Source organism: Lelliottia nimipressuralis, assembly GCF_041464075.1.
Lineage (GTDB): Bacteria > Pseudomonadota > Gammaproteobacteria > Enterobacterales > Enterobacteriaceae > Enterobacter > Enterobacter nimipressuralis.
Window position 1 is genome coordinate 2,884,907 of sequence record NZ_CP167172.1, and the last position, 18,978, is coordinate 2,903,884.

Sequence of the window (18,978 nt, forward strand, 5' to 3'; positions counted from 1 at the left end):
ATAACCGGGCCTTGCTATCAGACTGAGTTAAATCAGATTAATCCAGCCATTCGGTGTGGAACACACCTTCTTTGTCAGTACGCTTATACGTGTGTGCACCGAAGTAGTCACGCTGCGCCTGGATCAGATTCGCAGGCAACACCGCCGCACGGTAGCTGTCGTAATACGCAACTGCTGCTGAGAAAGTCGGAACCGGAATACCGTTCTGGACCGCGTATGCAACAACATCACGCAGTGCTTGCTGGTAGTCGTCAGCAATTTTCTTGAAGTACGGTGCCAGCAGCAGGTTAGCAATGCCTGCGTTTTCCGCGTAAGCATCGGTGATTTTCTGCAGGAACTGGGCGCGGATGATGCAACCGGCGCGGAAGATCTTGGCGATCTCACCGTAGTTCAGATCCCAGTTGTTCTCGTCAGATGCAGCACGCAGCTGAGAGAAGCCCTGTGCGTAAGAGACGATTTTGCCCAAGTACAGAGCACGACGAACTTTCTCGATGAACTCAACTTTGTCAGCGGCAGGTTTAGCCTGTGGGCCAGACAGCACTTTAGACGCTGCAACGCGCTGCTCTTTCAGAGAAGAGATATAACGTGCAAACACGGACTCAGTAATCAGAGACAGTGGCTCACCAAGATCTAGAGAGCTCTGGCTGGTCCATTTACCGGTACCTTTGTTCGCCGCTTCGTCCAGAATCACATCTACCAGGTATTTCCCCTCTTCGTCTTTCTTAGTGAAGATGTCTTTGGTGATGTCGATCAGGTAGCTGTTCAGCTCGCCGGTGTTCCACTCATTGAAAGTCTGCGCCAGCTCTTCGTTAGACAGATTCAGGCCGCCTTTCAGCAACGAGTAGGCTTCAGCAATCAGCTGCATGTCGCCGTATTCGATACCGTTGTGAACCATTTTCACATAGTGACCCGCACCGTCTGGACCAATATAGGTCACGCACGGTTCGCCATCTTCTGCAACAGCGGCAATTTTAGTCAGGATAGGCGCGACCAGCTCATACGCTTCTTTCTGACCGCCAGGCATGATAGATGGGCCTTTCAGGGCGCCCTCTTCACCGCCAGATACGCCGGTACCGATGAAGTTGAAACCTTCCGCAGAAAGCTCACGATTACGACGAATGGTGTCGTGGAAGAAGGTATTACCGCCATCAATGATGATGTCGCCTTTATCCAGATAAGGCTTCAGGGAGTCGATAGCAGCATCAGTACCCGCGCCAGCTTTCACCATTAACAGGATACGACGCGGCGTTTCCAGGGATTCAACAAACTCCTGCACCGTATAGAAGGGAACCAGCTTCTTGCCAGGGTTCTCGGCAATCACTTCTTCGGTTTTTTCACGGGAACGGTTGAAAACGGAGACGGTATAACCACGGCTTTCGATGTTGAGCGCCAGGTTGCGCCCCATCACTGCCATACCGACAACGCCGATCTGTTGTTTGGACATTACATACTCCTGTCAGGTGTGGTCACCACGAAAAATACGTGGCTTTAATGTATCTATGATGTTAACTCAGGATATGAGGAGAAAGGTAGTGGAAGATGCTCTTTAAATAATTTTTATTTTTATCAATGCGTTATGAAACACTGAACATCTTAATACAAGCTTTCATACTGCTTGGAGATAATCTTCCAGGTATACCTGCGTTCTGCAATTTCCTGCATTGCAGCTGCATTCTCTGAAATATTAAGCTTTTGATCATTCAAAAGTTGTACAAGGTTATCGCTGTTAGTAAAATAGAAAGCTTGTCCTTCCGTTGTGAAACGGTTGAAGCTGCAATCATATGCATATATAGGTTTGCCAAAGTGCATTGCTTCAACCAGGGAAGGATTAGTACCTCCAGCGGAATGCCCGTGAAGATAGCCAGCACAAGCCATTCGAATTTGATAGAGAAGATTTATATCATAAATTGGATTGATTAGCTCAATGTTGGAAAAGTGGCTAAATTTCTTTACGAGCTCACGCCCATATTCGCTAGAATTCCAATTACCAATGAATTTAATTTTCTTTTGACTTTTCGTAAACGAATCAAGAATAAGGTGTATATTATTCTCTGGTTCTATCCGGCAGATGCTGAGAAAAAACTCTTCATCATCCTGGAGGAATGTATCAACTCCACTGGAGGTTAAAATTCCACCAACATTTACTGCGTGATCACCGCCATATGCAATAACTTCACTTTGCAGCTTATATTTGCTATAAACATAATCCGACAAAGCTTGATTATCAGTAATAATTACATCAGAAAATTTAATGGCTATATATTCAGAAAATTTCAAAAATAAACGTGCGAACCGACCCCATTTTTCTCTCCTCCACTCCAAACCATCAATATTTGTAATAACCTTACTGCGGCTAAAGAGTTTAAAAAAAGGGAAAATAACAGCGCCAGAAACGCCGAGCACAAGTATCACATCTGGCTTGGTTTTCAGAGTTTGCATTATTGAAACCATATCATATGCAATACTTTGAATTCCATTCGCTTTTAATGGTAGATACTTTAATTTAGCGCCATTGTGGTGTTCTAAACGTGTCGAAAGTTGTTTTGATGAACAAAAGACTTCGTAGTTAATATCTTCACTAGAAAACCTTGTCAGGTTTTCAACAAGCGACTCAAATCCACCATAGGAAGCAGGAATACCAACAATACCAATTATAGATATTTTTTTCATTTATAACCTTCATTATTCGAATCAATTGAATTAATTGATCGCTTTCCATTCATTAACAGCATAATAGGGAACATATAAAAAACATCTAACAAATTAAAAAATAAAACACTGTCCGTCATTGCTTTAATAGGTATTATTGCGAACAATAAAGAGCATATAAAGCCATAGCGTAAAAACGTTTTAAACGTCACGACTATAAATAGAATTAAAAGAATTAATACCGGTAGCAACCCAAATAATGAGTGTATTAAGACAAAAGAATTATGTGGGTTATTATTTAAAATATTAATTATCTCCATCCCATTAAATGATCGACCCAGGACAAGATCAGTCAGACCGAAATTAGAAAAATACTCATCATATATAACACTTCTTGTGGTTTTTAACCCTTCGGAAAAATTTGTATTATCGGCAATTCTTTCATTCAGAGAACTGAAATCAACAAACATTATAAAAGGTGAGCAAATCAAAACTACAATCAGCATTCCTTTCAAGCCAAAGGTCTTATACAGCGCAACAAACAATATCACTGCGGAAATTAATAAAGCTGTTCTTCCCTTTAATAAAAAGCACATTAATAACGTAACAATTGCGACGGGGAGTAAGTTTCTATTTCGTAGAGTAAACAAAAAACTACAGGCAACGGGAAAAATTATAAAGGTGGCTACAATATTTCTGCTAGCCTCAAAGAAAATTAGATTTTCATCATGAACAATTAAAAGGCGTATTATAATCAGTGCACACGCTAAAAGAAGAAAGTGAAAAAAATAACGCTTATAATCCAAAATATACAATGCATATGAAAAAGATAAAAACGCCAACCCAGAGAATATAAAGTAGATCTTCAGTTTCCAGTCATCGTTTGGTGATAATAAAGCTGAAATAGAAAATATAATCAAAATAATTGCAAGCCCAAAAATGACGTTTTGGGAGAAATAAGTCCTGTTAAAGATGAATAACATTAGAGAAGATGCTAAAAAAAGGACTGTTACCATTTGTCGAATTAGCACACCATCGAATGTCATTGAAAAGAGATAAATTGCAGTCAATAATATGAATACTGCTTTAAATATGCTTTTCATCGATATGATCTTTTATAAAATTTTGAATATGATTAAGAATGTTCTTTTCGAAAATATCTTTAGTTAGGTTGGTAGCATAAAACTCTCTGGCTCGGGAAGCTAAAAGCTCAGTATCTACTTTTTGTTGGCAGATATTTTTTAACACTTCGGCGAAAGCGTCACTATCATCTTTATTAATGAGTATCCCATTATTATTATTGCTAACTATCTCTGCAGCTCCACCATGTGAAGTTGTAATTATTACACATTTTGCTCGCATTGCCTCCAACACTGTAGTTGGAAAAGGATCACTCATAACAGATGGAACCAGAACCACGTCATAGTTGAACATTTGACGATCAGCACAGTCACTGAAACCAAGTAATCGAACATTATTCTCTATATTATTTTCTTTAAGATAATGTCGAAAATCGTCGAGCAATGAAGGTCGATTAGGTGGTGCATCTCCGTATGCATCAATTAAGATACTTAGGTTATCATTATTTGTGAGTGTCTTTACAGCATCAGCTAAAAACCAATATCCCTTTTCAGGCATTATTCTACCTACTATAAGGAATTTCGGGTTGGAAAGATCGATCTTCTTTTGGGAAATGGAAGCTTCAAAAATATCTGGAACACCATTTTTTATTACGGTAGCACATATACTCTCGTCTCCATTCGTTACATAATCTTTAACTACATTGGATACGCAAAAAATTTGATTCGCACTCTTCTTTATTAGAAAAGCCAATGCCTTACCTGAGAATTTTTGTTTTTGATTTTCATGGCAATGGACTATATTTTTAACAAGAAATAATTTACAACAAAAAGAAACCAAACCTGCAGCATAGGTGTTAATGTAAAAAAAATCATAATTATTTTTATTTTTGAACAAATAAAAAATAAATTTTATGAAATCTTTAACAAGAGAAGATATACCTTTCGCGGTGAAAATTTTACTATGTACAACTGGAATAGTATCGACTTTATTATATTTTATATTCTCAATTTTGCTTGATTGTTTTGAAATAAATTCTTCAAGACACTTTTTATCATTTTTAAACCAGACTTCAATCAAAAAATAATTTGATAAAATAGATATCACATAAGATAAAATCTTCGTTGCGCCATAACTGTCATCTAAAGGATGAATTACAACAATCTTTCTCATTTCATTCAAATCCATTATAGTTTCCTTCGAAGTAACCAGCTTTCTTCAAAAGAGATTCGTTAAAAGACGTTCCCCATACATGGGTCTGGGCATTACCTTTTACAAAACCCACGCTCGAATAAATTGTTGCTAATACCTCAGGCTGATCCATTAATATCATGATCTGACCAGGGATTTTTGATTGAATAAAAGTACAGTCAAAATATCGAGAATAATCCGTATTTTCTCGCGGGTGGGATTTTATGCAAATTTCATTTTTATCATAGATGCTGCAATAATGCTCATAAAGAACTTTATAAATCGCGATTTTTTCTGTCTCGGGCATCATTCCATCTTCTGAAAATGGTTGGGTAAAAATAACAACTTTTGAAAGTGGTACGTAAGGCTCATTAGAAAAAAGATCTAGAAAATAGTTTTTCTGAATAGATGAGAGGTTATTCCAAGTTTTAGTAATATCGATCTGCGTTACTTTGCTGCTGATTTCTTCTGGTATATTAACAATACCAGAGAGAATAACCTCATTTGTATCATCGCCCCATCCAAAGAAAGGACCACTTGAACCGAATAGATATTTCCTGAATAAAGATTTTCGATTTTGCTTTATAGATGCATAATTAGCCAATCCATCTTCAATTAAGACAAAACTAAGACTGCGCTTAATGTAAAGCTGCGAAAAATATAGATGATCATGCCCATACACTTTACTTTTTTTCATTTTAAAATGAAGGCAAATATTTTTATAACGATAATAAACTGCCCTTAGCAAAAGGCTTATTAATTTAGGATGATTATTGAATGAAGGAAATAACACTAAAGAAGGCAGCTTTTTTTGGATATCTTGTGAAATGCCATCGGAAACAATAAAAGTTGTCTTTTTAAAATCTTCTGGTCTTATAAGATAATATATGAAAAGACCATGTATATTATTAACAACACAAATTATTGGTAATTGCAATTCTCGACTATTTATCATCTAACATTCCCTAAAGCCCACGGTACAAGTTTTGTTTTATAAGCAAGAATCCAGGTACCTAAAAAACGTAGAAACATCGAAATAGCAAATGAAATCGCGACGCCTTTTATACCAAATGGAGTAATCAATAACATAAGAAGAATGACATTAAATATTCCGCAGGCTATCGTTAAAACTGATAGTTGTCCTGTTTTTTTGGCGTAAAACAGATAATTAGTTACCATTAAATACATGCCAAGACAAACCTGCCCTATGCACAACCAGCCTATAACTGATTTTCCTGTTTCATATTTTTCGCCTGCAACCAAGGTTAAAATATAAGGTGAAATGAAGAAAGATAACACACCAATACATACTAATAGAATAAAATAATAATACGTTTTACTAACGATATGCTTCCTCTCAATAAACGCACTATTACTCAATTCCTTGAAAAGCCATGGCATAAATGCTTTATTAACTGCATCGAAAACGATCACCATTCCCATACTTAATTGCATTGCTACCATGTATATACCAGCCTGATCAGAACCCATTTTAGCATTTATAAAAAAACGGTCGACTGAACTAATAAGATACATGCCAAAAACATGAGGTATTAGAGGAACGCTAAAACTTAACGCATCCAGAAACATATCTTTATGTATTTTCTTAAAGCTTAATAATTTATCTTTTTGAATGAGATAAATAACAATGCCTAAAATAATAATCATGGTATATATTTGAGCTTCAATTCGTCCCTCGGCATGACGTCCAAGAACCACAACGAAAGTCAATGTGAAAATAAAAAGAAGAAGGCTTTGTCCGATTTGCAACATTCCAAATGATATCGCTTTCTCAGTAACTTGCCATTGGTTAAGGCGAAATTGGACAATGAAATTTATACCACTTATGAATATAGCAGCGAGAATCCAGCTTTTATTTATCCCAGTAAAATATTCCAAGTGTGATGAAAACATTAAAGTTAAAGGAATAATGATTGCTAGACTTAGAATCAAAAGATAAAAACAAGCACCGTTGTAATTCCTTAAATAATCTTTATCTTTTTTATCGAAAAAAACCCGTGCAGTTGCGCCTAGAGTATTAAATGCAATAACTGACACTAATCCTGTAATAATTGTTTGGAAAATAGCGATTTTTCCATATTCGGATGTCGTAAGATATCGGGTTAATATTGGTAAAAGAACAAAAGGTATAGATGCATTTAATATGTTTGAAATCAAATATATTGATGATTTCTTTAGAAAAGACATAGGATACCTGTTTTAATTAATTCTTTTAGACAGTAGTATTTCAGCCAATTCAAAATCTATTTCCTCATCAATATCAATAGAATTAAACCTGTTCATTATATAAGCAAAGGTCCCTTTACTATAAATAGCATTTATGTTTGTGACATAATCCCTATTAAATAAATAGATTGAGCCATTTAATCTATAATATGTAGGAAGATCTTGTGTCCGTTTAATACTGGCTTCTGGAATAAAATTATCCATCGATAAATCATCTTCCAAAACGTTACAATATTGAATAGGATGCTCGATCTCGCATACTGAGACTATCGCCTTTGCTTTTTTTTCTACCATCAAGTCAAATGCATTAATGATGTCAGTCTCGGTTCGCAGAGGTGAAGTAGGTTGTAATATCATAATAGTAGAAACTACGACACCAGTTCCCTCTAACCAATTTACTATATCTGTAACAACATCATTGGTAGTTGCCGTATCAGATGCGAGTTCAGGCGAACGAAGGTAAGGAACCTCTGCTCCGGCGCGTATAGAAATTTCACGGATCTCATCAGAATCCGTGCTAACTATAATCCTATCGAATAGCTTAGATTTTAAGGCTGCTTCTATCGTCCATTCAATCAGAGGTCTCCCACAAATTTTTTTAATATTCTTACCTGGAAGTCTTTTACTACCGCCTCTGGCAGGAATTATCGCTATTTTCTTCATTATAAGTACAACCCCTGGATATCTTGTTGAGCTTTATTAAAATCATCCATGCGACCAATATCCAACCAGTATTCATGGATTGGGAACATTGTTACTTGTTTATCCATTTTTATTTGTTGCTCTAATAAAGTTGGCATGTCAATTTTAGTATTTGCTCCAACATTTTTATATATTTCTGGATTAACAACATAAATGCCTGCATTCACAAAAAATTTTTGAATTGGCTTTTCAACCATGTCCGTAATGACATTCCCTTTGCCACGAACAACTCCATATGGGATTTGATACTCATATTCCCGCACACACATAGTCGCAATTGATTTTGATTCAATATGAAATTGCAAAAGCTTCTCAACATTAAGCGTCGTAAGTACGTCACCATTAATCATGATCAATGGTAAATTACCAATATCATTCGGTAAAAGCCCAAGGGCACCGCCAGTCCCTAAAGGCTCAGCCTCATAAACATAGGTTATATTAACACCCCATTTAGAACCGTCGCCAAAATAGTCTGAAATATAATCTGGCATATAATGTGTTGAAATATATATATTCTCAAACCCAGAGGAAATAAACTGAGTTAAAAGTGTTTCCAAAATAGGTTTATCCCCAACCTTAAGCATTGGTTTTGGGCAATTATCAGTCAAGGGTTTTAGCCTGGTCCCAAACCCGCCCGCCATTATAAAAATAGGATTTTGGTAGCTAGGCTTCTCAATACTTGTTTCATAAGTTTCCAAACCAACTACTTTCCTAGTCAGAGAATCAATAATTGGTATTGCTAGTATAGATCGATTTGACATTAATTGGACTAACTGGGATTTTGATGTTTCAACGGTTGCTGTAATGGGTGATTTATTCATCACGCAGCTGACATTTTCGTCAAGATCAATATTATTTATTATACCACGCCGTATATCACCATCGGTAAGTACTCCAAGCAACCGGCCTTCAGCATCGATAACAAGGGCTATACGTAAGGCTTCGTCATTGATTATTTTGAGTGCACTACGAATACTTTCATTTGGTGATATAAGAACTTTTTGCCATTTTTTTTTCATCGTATCCCCCTGACTAGCGAGCAATCATTATATTTAGTAAAAGGTTGACTTAGGTAGAATATTTTTCCGGACAAGTGCTGCAGAACCGATAATGCTTTCATCTCCGATAGTGATGTTTTGAATAACAGTCGCATTCGCGCCTACAAAAACATTATCACCACAAGTAACACCACCGCACAGCACCCCACCAGGTGAAATATGGCAGTTATTACCAACAATTGAGTCATGCTCAATGATAACGCCTGTATTGATAATTGTATTTTCACCAAGTCTTACGCCAGGTTGAATTATTGCACCAGGTAAAACCTGTACACCTTCGCCTAATTCTGAGTACGAAGAAACTATAGCATCTTTAGATACAACTGTTTCAAATACAAACCCAATAGTTTTTAATTTCTCAAATATCGCTTTTCTGATATGAGACCCAGGCACAAAGCCTAAGCCATTTACTACCTTTATTGCCTCGGGTGAGTATTTGCTAATAAAAACATCATCAGAAATAACGGATATACCATTAAATACCTCTCGATTTAGAGATAAATGTTTATCAACTATAACTTCTATTTTATACCCAAGCTTGAGTAACATATCAGCAATAACAGAGGCATGGCCTCCACCACCAAATAAAGCAATCGTTTTAGTCATTGCTGATTCTATCACCTTCACAATAATCTTTTTTTGCTGTTTTCCCTTGCATACTCCAATATTCATACGGTGAAATACCATCACCGGGACGTTTGATAGCAATATTATCGCTACTAAAATTAGAACCCGAACTGATATCTTTTGCAGCAACAATGCTTCGACGTGCTATCGATTTATTCTTTTGCTCTGAAGCCGTAGGTCTTTTAACTCCATCACCTAAAGCTAATTCAACATTTCTAATTGCTTTAACCATTTCTGCAAGCTCGTTTGGTTCAAGAGATGCTTTATGATCAGGCCCTTCCATATTTTTATCGAGAGTGAAATGTTTTTCTATTATAACAGCCCCTCTTGCAACAGCGGCAACTGGAATAGTGATACCTTGACTATGATCTGAATAACCTGTCGGTAAGCCAAAGGCTAAAGCCATAGAATCCATAGCTCTCAGATTTATTTCATTCATTGGTGCAGGATATTCAGTAGTGCAATGTAATATACGTACCTTTTCTTTAAGTGCGCGCTGCCCAGCATCCGATGAATATGCTTTCTGAAATTCTGAGCGTGACGGTTCCACCTCACCATCAGAAGTAAATCCAAATGCAAGCACACCCAGAGCATCTTCAATTTCGGATAATGTAGCCATTCCTGTTGACAACATAATATTGCAGCCTGTCAATGCATGCGATAATACGAATGGAGCGTTCGTTATCTCTCCTGAGGGTATTTTCAACGTTTTCAAGTTTAAGTCATTCACCAAAAAGTTTAAGCTTTCTTCATCAAATGCAGTAGATAAAAACTCAATTCCTAACTGGTTGCAATAGTCAATTAGTTCCTTATGAACTTCATAAGATAACTCTAATCGACTTAACATGGCTAGCTGCGATTCGGTTTTATTAGTATTAGCAACTTGATATTCAGCCTGAACTGCACTAGATGTAACGAGACTTTGCGATTTGAAGGTTTGAAACTTTACTATATCAGCTCCGGCGTCGTGTGCCGCATCGACCAAACGAAAAGCCAGGTCACGCTGGCCATTGTGATTTACACCGGCCTCAGCAATGATAAGAGTCATAATGTTATCCTAAGTCGTGAAATTTTTTCATGGGATTAAAATCGAGTGTTTTAACTGCATTAATAATTTTTTTGCTCGAATCACCTTCCCCATAAGGATTATCAATTTTTACAGAATTAAGTTTAACTTTCATCTGGCAGGCTGCTTTTACAGCCTCAACAATAGCATTCTTATTTGGAAGGCAGTTAAAGACAGAGTCAGCAGCCAATCTACCATTTTGACGAGAGCCAATATTTATAGTTGGGACACCAAATGATGGTGCTTCAATGATTCCACTTGAAGAGTTCCCAATTACCATAGTGCTATGCTTCAATGCAGAAAGATAGCGAAGTTGCCCTAAGGAGGGTATAGCAAAAACTCTACCCGCCTGATTCTTCGCATATTGCTCAAGGATTGGAATTATTTGCCGCCCACCATCGTCTGAATTTGGATAAGTTATAATGATTTTGTATTTTTTAAATTCATCAAGTGCATCCAATAATGCCTCAAAAGAGGACTTTGGTGATTCGGCTGCAAGAGTCACAGGGTGATATGTAACTAGAAAATAAGGACAATCTAACGCAAAATTTAATGATTTACTTAATGCAGCTAATCCTAGTAGCTTAGTACGATGAAGGTGTTCGAGGCCTAACGCACCGACATTGTAAACCCTGTTAGGTTCCTCACCTAATTGAATGACTCTTGTACGATATTCTTCTGTTGAAACTCCATGCAGATAACTAAGCTTAGTTATAGCATGGCGAATCGCATCGTCGTATGCACCTTCAGTAATTTCACCGCCATGTAAATGAAAGATAGGTATTCTTAAGAACATTGCTGCCTGGGCTGCTGCAAAAGCTTCATATCGATCCCCCAGAATGATAATCAGGTCAGGTTTCATTCTGGTTAGTGCATCGGCAAATCCAATTAAACCAAGCCCTATACTCTTCACCACTCCAACAGCACTGTCCGAAGATAGCAGGATTTCTACTTTTTCATCAATCTTAAAACCATCTTTTTCTATCTGCTGCCATGTTAGGCCAAATTCAGGGGACAAATGCATCCCGCTGACCAAAACCTGGAGTTCAAGAGTAGGATCATTTTTTATGTCCTGCATTAACCAATATAGCAGACCATATTCAGCTCTTGTACCAGTAAAGACAGCAATTTTTTTTGGCATACCAAATTTCCTACAAAGTATTGATAGGGGTACTTGGAAGATTAATTAATCTCTCTTCAATAATTTCCGATTGTGTCAATTCATCACGAATGCATCCGCTATACATTGGTAAACGATGCATTAATTTCCAGACAGGCCTGGTCATTATCCCCTTCTGATTCAAATCGTTAAGCAACCTTTCTCTGGTTTCTTTTGTGTCACATATAACCGCATTTAACCAGTAATTAGAACGTGCATATTCAGGCTCAGATACAAATATCAGTTCACTTTTAGCAAAAAACTCTTGATATTTTTTAGCAAGTTCTCTTTTTTCAGAGAGGAACAGATCAATATTTTCTATTTGTGCACAACCAAGAGCGGCATTAATATTTGGCATCCGATAATTAAATCCTGGTTCATCATGATTAAACTCGTAAGGATGAGGGATTTTCGCCGTCGTTGTTACATGCTTAGTTCTTTTACCTTCCTCCTCTGAATGACATAAAATCATTCCACCACCGCCAGTGGTGATTATTTTGTTACCATTAAAACTTAAACATCCATATTTTCCGATTGTGCCAGTATGTCTACCTTTATAATAAGAGCCCAGGCTTTCTGCAGCATCTTCTACTAATATGATGCCCCACTTAAGACATACTTTAAGTAATTCATCTAACTCAACTGGATGGCCAAATGTATGCATGGGAACTGCCGCTCGAATATTTTTACCCGTTTTCCGATGAATTGCACCAGATTCAGTGAGCTCAGCATTTTCATCAAGCCAATTACTCATCGCTACTGGACATAGGCCCATGCTAATAGGTGATATATCGATGAAAACAGGCTCTGCACCTAAATGATATATGGCATTGCATGTTGCGACAAAAGTTAATGCTTGTGTAATGACCAAGTCACCACGTTGCACTCCAGAAAGATAGAGTGCTGCGTGCAGCGCAGCGGTACCATTTACTGTCGCCACTGCCTTTGGGCTTTTTGTATAAGATTCGATTTTCCTCTCGAATTCATCCACATACTTCCCAACACTAGAAACAAAACTTGATTCAATTGTATCTGCAACATATGCCTTTTCATTTCCAATGAATGTTGGCACATGGAGAGGAATGAAATCATCCGTTTTATACAGGTCTCTAATAAAATCCACCAAGATATCAGCGTTCATGTTTCAACCTTTACATTTTGCCATCTAAATATTTGCCTTTTTCTTGATGTCCGAAACCACCAATAGTTTCGTGAAATAAAGAAACGATTTCATCTTTGCTCCATGATAAATCTTTCTTCATAACCTGAATTTTATCACGGAAATTCTGTATTTTTTCAGAATCAGGCGAAGATATATTTTTAACTATTCCAATGTTATTGTATTTATACATATCAACAATTTCATTTGCCATGAAAAACTCTTCGAAATCCTTTTCACCTGTAGTATCACTCGGTGTAAACAAACAAGGCCATAAATCTTTGTTTAAATTAGTTTTGGCAAATTCTCGCGCTTCTTCCTCTGAATTACATAAATATGGCTTTAGTCCTAGCTGTTGTAAATACAGCACAGCTATTTCTGAAAAAGTTATTAAATCTAACTCTTCGCTTAGTTTAGGGAAGAATATATCACCGCGTTCGCCGAAGATACATGACATCAAGCATAATTCACCGGACTCTTGTGGAGTAACAAAATAGCGTTTGATATCATTCGGAGCAACAATCGGTTGTCTTTTCTGTATTCTCTGGTTAAAACCATGTAATAACGAACCATCAGAGAAAGCAACATTTGCAAATCTTGCTGTTGAGATATTTATATTCTGGCTTTGTTCCATTAAAAACATTTCCATGATACGTTTAGAGCCACCCATCATATTAACGGGGTTTGCGGCCTTGTCCGTTGACACACAGAAATATTTTTTTGCGCCGTGCAAATGAGATTGAATAATTGTTTTTTCAGTATTAAACACATTAACATCTATCATACGCATTAATGTGTAAGGGTCTTTTTCACTACGAACGTGCTTTAGAGCAGATAAATTTAATACATAATCATATTCACCATCAGCTTTTATGAATGCATCATATACGATAGAGCCTATATCTAAAGCGAAAGTTTTAAAATCTCCATTGATATAACCAAAAGAACTTCGAATATCACGGACGAGCTCAACTAAATTGTTTTCACTGATATCAACCACATGTAACTTTTTAGGATTTCTTTTAAAGATTTCTTTAGTTACAGCCTGACCTATTGAACCAGCGCCACCAAGAACTAGAAATTTCGAATCTGAAACAATCTCTTTTAATTCTTTCTCATGGTGGATGATATCCGATTCGAACAACGCTTTATTTCTTCCAATTAACTTTAAAATATCAATCATTTTTATCTTACTCCAATAGATTTATTGAATCGTGGATTTTGTTTATCTTTTTCTGATAAAACCACTTCAATTGAAGGCCATTCAATATTTATAGTTTCATCATTCCAAATTATTCCAGCCTCATGCTGGGGTGCATAATAATTTGTCGTTTTATAAACAAACTCAGCAGATTCACTTAATACTAAAAATCCATGCGCAAATCCTTCAGGGATCCACAATTGTTTTTTATTTTCAGCAGAGATATTTACACCCACCCATTTACCAAAAGTTGGAGAAGATTCGCGAATATCCACGGCGACATCAAATACTTCGCCCGCAACGCAACGTACTAATTTACCCTGCGCGTAGGGATCCAACTGATAGTGCAGTCCACGTAAAACACCTTTACACGATTTCGAATGGTTATCTTGTACAAATTCAATTTTTCGCCCAACTGCTTCTTCAAAAACTTTATGGCTAAAGCTTTCAAAGAAAAAACCGCGTTCGTCACCAAATACTTTCGGCTCAAAAATGAGTACATCTGGAATATCAGTTTTTACAACTTTCATCGATTAGTAACCTTTTATCATTTTGAGCAGATATTGACCGTAGGCATTCTTTTTCAGGGGTTCTGCCAGTATCTTGACCTGCTCCGCATCGATGAAACCTTTTCGAAAAGCAATCTCTTCCGGACAGGAAACCTTTAGCCCCTGACGCTCTTCAATTGTCGCAATAAAGTTACTTGCCTCGATCAGGCTCTGGTGCGTACCGGTATCCAGCCAGGCATAGCCACGTCCCATCATGGCAACTGACAGACGTCCCTGCTCCAGGTAGATACGGTTGATATCGGTAATTTCCAGCTCACCGCGCGCAGATGGTTTCAGGTTTTTAGCCATTTCGACAACATCATTATCATAGAAATAAAGACCCGTAACGGCATAGTTGCTCTTAGGCTCCAGCGGCTTCTCTTCCAGGCTGATAGCCGTACCGTTTTTATCAAACTCCACAACACCATAGCGTTCAGGGTCGTTAACGTGATAAGCAAATACCGTTGCACCATCATCTTTATTCAACGCAGCTTCAAGCTGTTTTGGCAGGTCATGACCATAGAAAATGTTATCGCCCAGCACCAGCGCGCAGCTGTCGTCACCAATGAACTCTTCGCCAATAATAAAGGCCTGCGCCAGTCCGTCCGGGCTTTGCTGCACTTTATATTGAAGGTTTAACCCCCACTGGCTACCGTCACCCAGCAGTTGTTCAAAACGTGGCGTGTCCTGTGGCGTGCTGATGATGAGAATATCTTTAATACCTGCCAGCATTAGCGTTGACAGCGGATAGTAAATCATTGGTTTGTCATAAATTGGCAACAATTGCTTGCTCACTGCCATAGTTACCGGGTAGAGACGAGTGCCGGATCCACCAGCAAGAATAATACCTTTACGCGTAGCCATTGTAATTTCTCTATAAATGCAAATTGCCCTAATTCGGGCAATTATTTAATGATTAGATTGATTCAGCAGTAAAAAGCTCGGCGAGCATTCGCTTAACGCCCACATCCCATGCCGGTAAAACCAAGCCAAAGTTGCGCTGGAATTTCTCTGTATTTAAACGCGAATTATGTGGCCGACGTGCAGGCGTAGGATACGCGGTTGTTGGAACGGCATTGAGTTTGTCAATTGCCAGTTCAATGCCTGCCTTTCTGGCTTCATCAAATACCAGCGCAGCATAGTCATACCAGGTTGTCGTATCTGACGCGACAAGATGATAAAGGCCAGCCACTTCTGGTTTTACCATCGCTACACGAATAGCATGTGCGGTACAGTCTGCCAGTAATTCTGCTCCCGTAGGTGCACCAACCTGATCGTTGATCACGGAAAGTTCTTTACGCGTTTTCGCCAGGCGAAGCATTGTTTTTGCAAAGTTATTCCCTTTGCCGGCGTAAACCCAACTTGTACGGAAAATCAGGTGATTAGCGCAATGTGCCTGAAGCGCTTTTTCGCCGTCGAGCTTGGTCTGACCATACACATTGAGCGGTGCGGTCGCATCCGTTTCACGCCATGGCGTTTCGCCATCCCCTGGAAACACGTAATCAGTAGAATAGTGTACAACCCAGGCACCGATTTTCGCCGCTTCTTTCGCAATTGCCTCGACGCTGGTTGCGTTGAGCAGCTGCGCGAAATCCTGCTCTGATTCAGCTTTATCGACTGCGGTATGCGCCGCAGCATTGACGATGACGTCGGGCTTAATTGTACGAACGGTTTCAGCGATACCTTCAGGGTTGCTAAAATCACCACAATATTCTTTCGACTGCACATCGAGTGCAATCACGTTGCCTAATGGTGCGAGTGAACGCTGGAGTTCCCAACCCACCTGCCCTGTCTTGCCGAACAGAAGAATGTTCATTATTGACGTTCTCCGTAATTCTGTTCGATCCAGGTCTTATAAGCACCGCTTTTAACGTTGTTTACCCAGTCCTGGTTGCTTAGATACCATTCAACGGTCTTACGGATACCGCTTTCGAAGGTCTCTTCGGGCTTCCATCCCAGCTCAACGCCAATTTTATGTGCGTCAATCGCGTAGCGGCGGTCATGCCCGGGGCGGTCAGCGACGTAGGTGATCTGATCGCGATAGGAGCCTTCTTTCGGCACGATTTCATCCAGCAGATCGCAAATGGTGTGCACTACATCCAGATTTTGCTTTTCGTTATGCCCACCGATGTTGTAAGTCTCACCCGGTTTACCCTGGGTTACGACGGTGTAAAGCGCACGCGCATGGTCTTCAACGTACAACCAGTCGCGGATCTGGTCGCCTTTGCCATAAATTGGCAGGGCTTTACCGTCCAGGGCATTCAAAATTACCAGCGGGATCAGCTTCTCAGGGAAGTGATACGGGCCATAGTTATTAGAGCAGTTGGTCACAATCGTTGGGAAACCGTAGGTACGCAGCCATGCGCGAACCAGGTGATCGCTGGACGCTTTAGACGCAGAATACGGGCTGCTCGGCGCATAGGCTGTGGTTTCTGTAAACAATGGCAGCTCAGAAGAGGCAGGATGTTCATCAGGATGAGGTAAATCACCGTACACTTCATCCGTAGAGATGTGGTGGAAGCGAAACGCCGCTTTGGCCGCGTCATCCAGCGTCGACCAGTAAGCCCGTGCGGCTTCCAGAAGCACATAGGTACCGACAATATTGGTCTCAATAAATGCAGCGGGGCCGGTAATCGAACGGTCAACGTGACTTTCTGCCGCAAGGTGCATCACCGCATCCGGTTTGTGCTCGGCGAAAATACGATCCATAGCCGCTTTATCGCAAATATCCGCATGTTCAAAGACATAACGATCGCTATCATTAACGTCGGTCAGTGACTCCAGGTTACCGGCATACGTCAGCTTATCCACATTGACGACTGCATCCTGAGTATTTTTAATAATATGTCGCACCACTGCTGAGCCGATAAAACCGGCACCGCCCGTAACAAGAATCTTCACGTTAGCTATTCCATCTAAAGGGTATATCGAGATATTGATGCTCTGGAACCCGCTTAATAATAACGGTTTCAGAAATTTTGCACGCTACCGCCCCTGGCTTAACAGCTACCAGTGCACTGAGCGAATGTTGAATAAAGGATTTTGAAGTCTGATTACAAACAAAAAACTGGCATTAATTGTCGTCTTAAATGGCCCTGGAGACAAGCACAAATCGTTACAAATCAGCCCACAACTGAATCAGATAACTGCATGTTATTGCTAGAATTAATAACAAAAAACGGCAGTTACCATTTTGGTGATGTTCAACATACCAAAATGATAACTGCCGTTTGTTCGAACCGTGGCAGGAATATCAGTCGTTAGCCAGCAGCTTCTCAATCCGGCTTCTGAACTTCGCCCCTTCCTTCAGGTTGCGCAGCCCATAATTCACAAACGCCTGCATATAGCCCATTTTCTTACCGCAGTCGTAGCTGTCACCGGTCATCAGCATCGCATCAACGGACTGTTTTTTCGCCAGTTCTGCAATGGCATCCGTCAGCTGTATACGGTCCCAGGCACCCGGTTCCGTTTTTTCCAGCTCGGCCCAGATATCAGCGTTCAGCACATAGCGGCCTACTGCCATCAGGTCAGAAGCCAGTGTCTGCGGCTGATCGGGTTTTTCGATGAATTCAACGATACGGCTGACCTGCCCTTCTGAATCCAGCGGCTCTTTGGTTTTAATCACAGAGTACTCAGACAGATCGCCTTTCATGCGTTTCGCAAGCACCTGGCTACGGCCCGTTTCATTGAAACGCGCCACCATAGCGGCGAGGTTATAGCGCAGCGGATCGGCTGAAGCATTGTCCAGAATGATATCTGGCAGCACCACGATAAACGGGTTGTCACCGACAACCGGACGCGCGCAGAGAATGGAATGCCCAAGACCCAGCGGCTGTGCCTGGCGCACGTTCATGATGGTCACCCCTGGCGGGCAGATAGACTGCACTTCGGCCAGAAGCTGACGCTTAACACGCTGCTCAAGCAGCGCTTCGAGTTCGTAAGAGGTGTCGAAGTGGTTCTCTACCGCATTCTTGGAAGAGTGAGTCACCAGAACGATTTCTTTGATCCCTGCAGCAACAATCTCGTCGACGATGTACTGGATCATCGGCTTGTCAACGATCGGCAGCATCTCTTTAGGAATCGCTTTTGTGGCTGGCAGCATATGCATACCCAAGCCCGCTACCGGAATGACTGCTTTCAAATTAATCATTATTTCTTCCACCTTAAAATGGTTGCCGAATTATAGCTGTTAAACCCGTTTTCGCCAGCATGTTTTACGGTAATTCAGGACCTGATGGTACGCTTTCGACCCACAAATTACAGTAGTTGTTGTCCGAATACGTCACAGTTT

Annotated in this window: 18 protein-coding genes; all 18 read right to left on the minus strand. The window is 39.7% G+C overall.

Annotation, left to right across the window (positions count from 1 at the left end; genetic code table 11):
- Positions 1 to 37: 37 nt before the first annotated feature.
- Positions 38 to 1,444 (minus strand): NADP-dependent phosphogluconate dehydrogenase, encoded by a 1,407-nt coding sequence (gndA, locus tag ACB496_RS13890; RefSeq protein ID WP_371972862.1) that lies wholly within the window; start codon positions 1,442 to 1,444, stop codon positions 38 to 40.
- A gap of 149 nt (positions 1,445 to 1,593) precedes the next feature.
- A complete protein-coding gene (locus ACB496_RS13895; RefSeq protein WP_371972863.1) occupies positions 1,594 to 2,670 on the minus strand; it encodes a DUF1972 domain-containing protein in 1,077 nt (358 codons plus the stop codon).
- Entirely contained in the window at positions 2,667 to 3,752 is a 1,086-nt protein-coding gene (locus tag ACB496_RS13900) for a hypothetical protein (protein WP_371972864.1), read from the minus strand. The genes ACB496_RS13895 and ACB496_RS13900 overlap by 4 nt, the downstream gene beginning before the upstream one ends.
- The gene (locus tag ACB496_RS13905; protein ID WP_371972865.1) at positions 3,736 to 4,917 is read right to left on the minus strand and encodes a glycosyltransferase family 4 protein; all 1,182 of its coding nucleotides are present in this window, start codon (positions 4,915 to 4,917) and stop codon (positions 3,736 to 3,738) included. Before ACB496_RS13905 ends, ACB496_RS13900 begins: the two co-directional genes overlap by 17 nt.
- A complete protein-coding gene (locus tag ACB496_RS13910) occupies positions 4,904 to 5,875 on the minus strand; it encodes a glycosyltransferase family 52 (protein WP_371972866.1) in 972 nt (323 codons plus the stop codon). Before ACB496_RS13910 ends, ACB496_RS13905 begins: the two co-directional genes overlap by 14 nt.
- A complete protein-coding gene (locus ACB496_RS13915; protein ID WP_371972867.1) occupies positions 5,872 to 7,128 on the minus strand; it encodes a lipopolysaccharide biosynthesis protein in 1,257 nt (418 codons plus the stop codon). Before ACB496_RS13915 ends, ACB496_RS13910 begins: the two co-directional genes overlap by 4 nt.
- A gap of 12 nt (positions 7,129 to 7,140) precedes the next feature.
- Positions 7,141 to 7,830, minus strand: coding sequence for a cytidylyltransferase domain-containing protein (locus ACB496_RS13920; RefSeq protein WP_371972868.1), 690 nt, complete (start codon positions 7,828 to 7,830; stop codon positions 7,141 to 7,143).
- The gene (locus tag ACB496_RS13925; RefSeq protein ID WP_296235716.1) at positions 7,830 to 8,888 is read right to left on the minus strand and encodes a nucleotidyltransferase family protein; all 1,059 of its coding nucleotides are present in this window, start codon (positions 8,886 to 8,888) and stop codon (positions 7,830 to 7,832) included. The genes ACB496_RS13920 and ACB496_RS13925 overlap by 1 nt, the downstream gene beginning before the upstream one ends.
- Before the next feature lie 33 nt (positions 8,889 to 8,921).
- A complete protein-coding gene (locus tag ACB496_RS13930; protein ID WP_371972869.1) occupies positions 8,922 to 9,533 on the minus strand; it encodes an acetyltransferase in 612 nt (203 codons plus the stop codon).
- Complete coding sequence (neuB, locus tag ACB496_RS13935) at positions 9,526 to 10,602, minus strand: N-acetylneuraminate synthase (protein ID WP_371972870.1); 1,077 nt, start codon at positions 10,600 to 10,602, stop codon at positions 9,526 to 9,528. Before neuB ends, ACB496_RS13930 begins: the two co-directional genes overlap by 8 nt.
- Before the next feature lie 4 nt (positions 10,603 to 10,606).
- Positions 10,607 to 11,761, minus strand: a complete 1,155-nt coding sequence (gene neuC, locus ACB496_RS13940; protein ID WP_371972871.1) for a UDP-N-acetylglucosamine 2-epimerase — start codon at positions 11,759 to 11,761, stop codon at positions 10,607 to 10,609.
- A gap of 10 nt (positions 11,762 to 11,771) precedes the next feature.
- On the minus strand, positions 11,772 to 12,920 hold the full coding sequence (locus ACB496_RS13945) for a LegC family aminotransferase (RefSeq protein ID WP_371972872.1): 1,149 nt from the start codon (positions 12,918 to 12,920) through the stop codon (positions 11,772 to 11,774).
- Positions 12,921 to 12,930: 10 nt separating this feature from the next.
- A complete protein-coding gene (locus ACB496_RS13950; protein WP_371972873.1) occupies positions 12,931 to 14,121 on the minus strand; it encodes a UDP-N-acetylglucosamine 4,6-dehydratase in 1,191 nt (396 codons plus the stop codon).
- Between the two features lie 2 nt (positions 14,122 to 14,123).
- Entirely contained in the window at positions 14,124 to 14,669 is a 546-nt protein-coding gene (gene rfbC, locus ACB496_RS13955) for a dTDP-4-dehydrorhamnose 3,5-epimerase (RefSeq protein ID WP_048995752.1), read from the minus strand.
- Positions 14,670 to 14,672: 3 nt separating this feature from the next.
- Entirely contained in the window at positions 14,673 to 15,551 is an 879-nt protein-coding gene (rfbA, locus tag ACB496_RS13960) for a glucose-1-phosphate thymidylyltransferase RfbA (protein WP_371972874.1), read from the minus strand.
- 52 nt (positions 15,552 to 15,603) lie between these two features.
- Positions 15,604 to 16,503 carry a dTDP-4-dehydrorhamnose reductase gene (gene rfbD / locus ACB496_RS13965; RefSeq protein WP_371972875.1) on the minus strand — a complete coding sequence of 300 codons (900 nt, stop codon included), beginning with the start codon at positions 16,501 to 16,503 and terminating at the stop codon, positions 15,604 to 15,606.
- Entirely contained in the window at positions 16,503 to 17,588 is a 1,086-nt protein-coding gene (rfbB, locus tag ACB496_RS13970; protein ID WP_371972876.1) for a dTDP-glucose 4,6-dehydratase, read from the minus strand. The genes rfbD and rfbB overlap by 1 nt, the downstream gene beginning before the upstream one ends.
- 352 nt (positions 17,589 to 17,940) lie before the next feature.
- Positions 17,941 to 18,837, minus strand: a complete 897-nt coding sequence (galF, locus tag ACB496_RS13975) for a GalU regulator GalF (protein ID WP_371972877.1) — start codon at positions 18,835 to 18,837, stop codon at positions 17,941 to 17,943.
- Between the last annotated feature and the right edge of the window lie 141 nt (positions 18,838 to 18,978).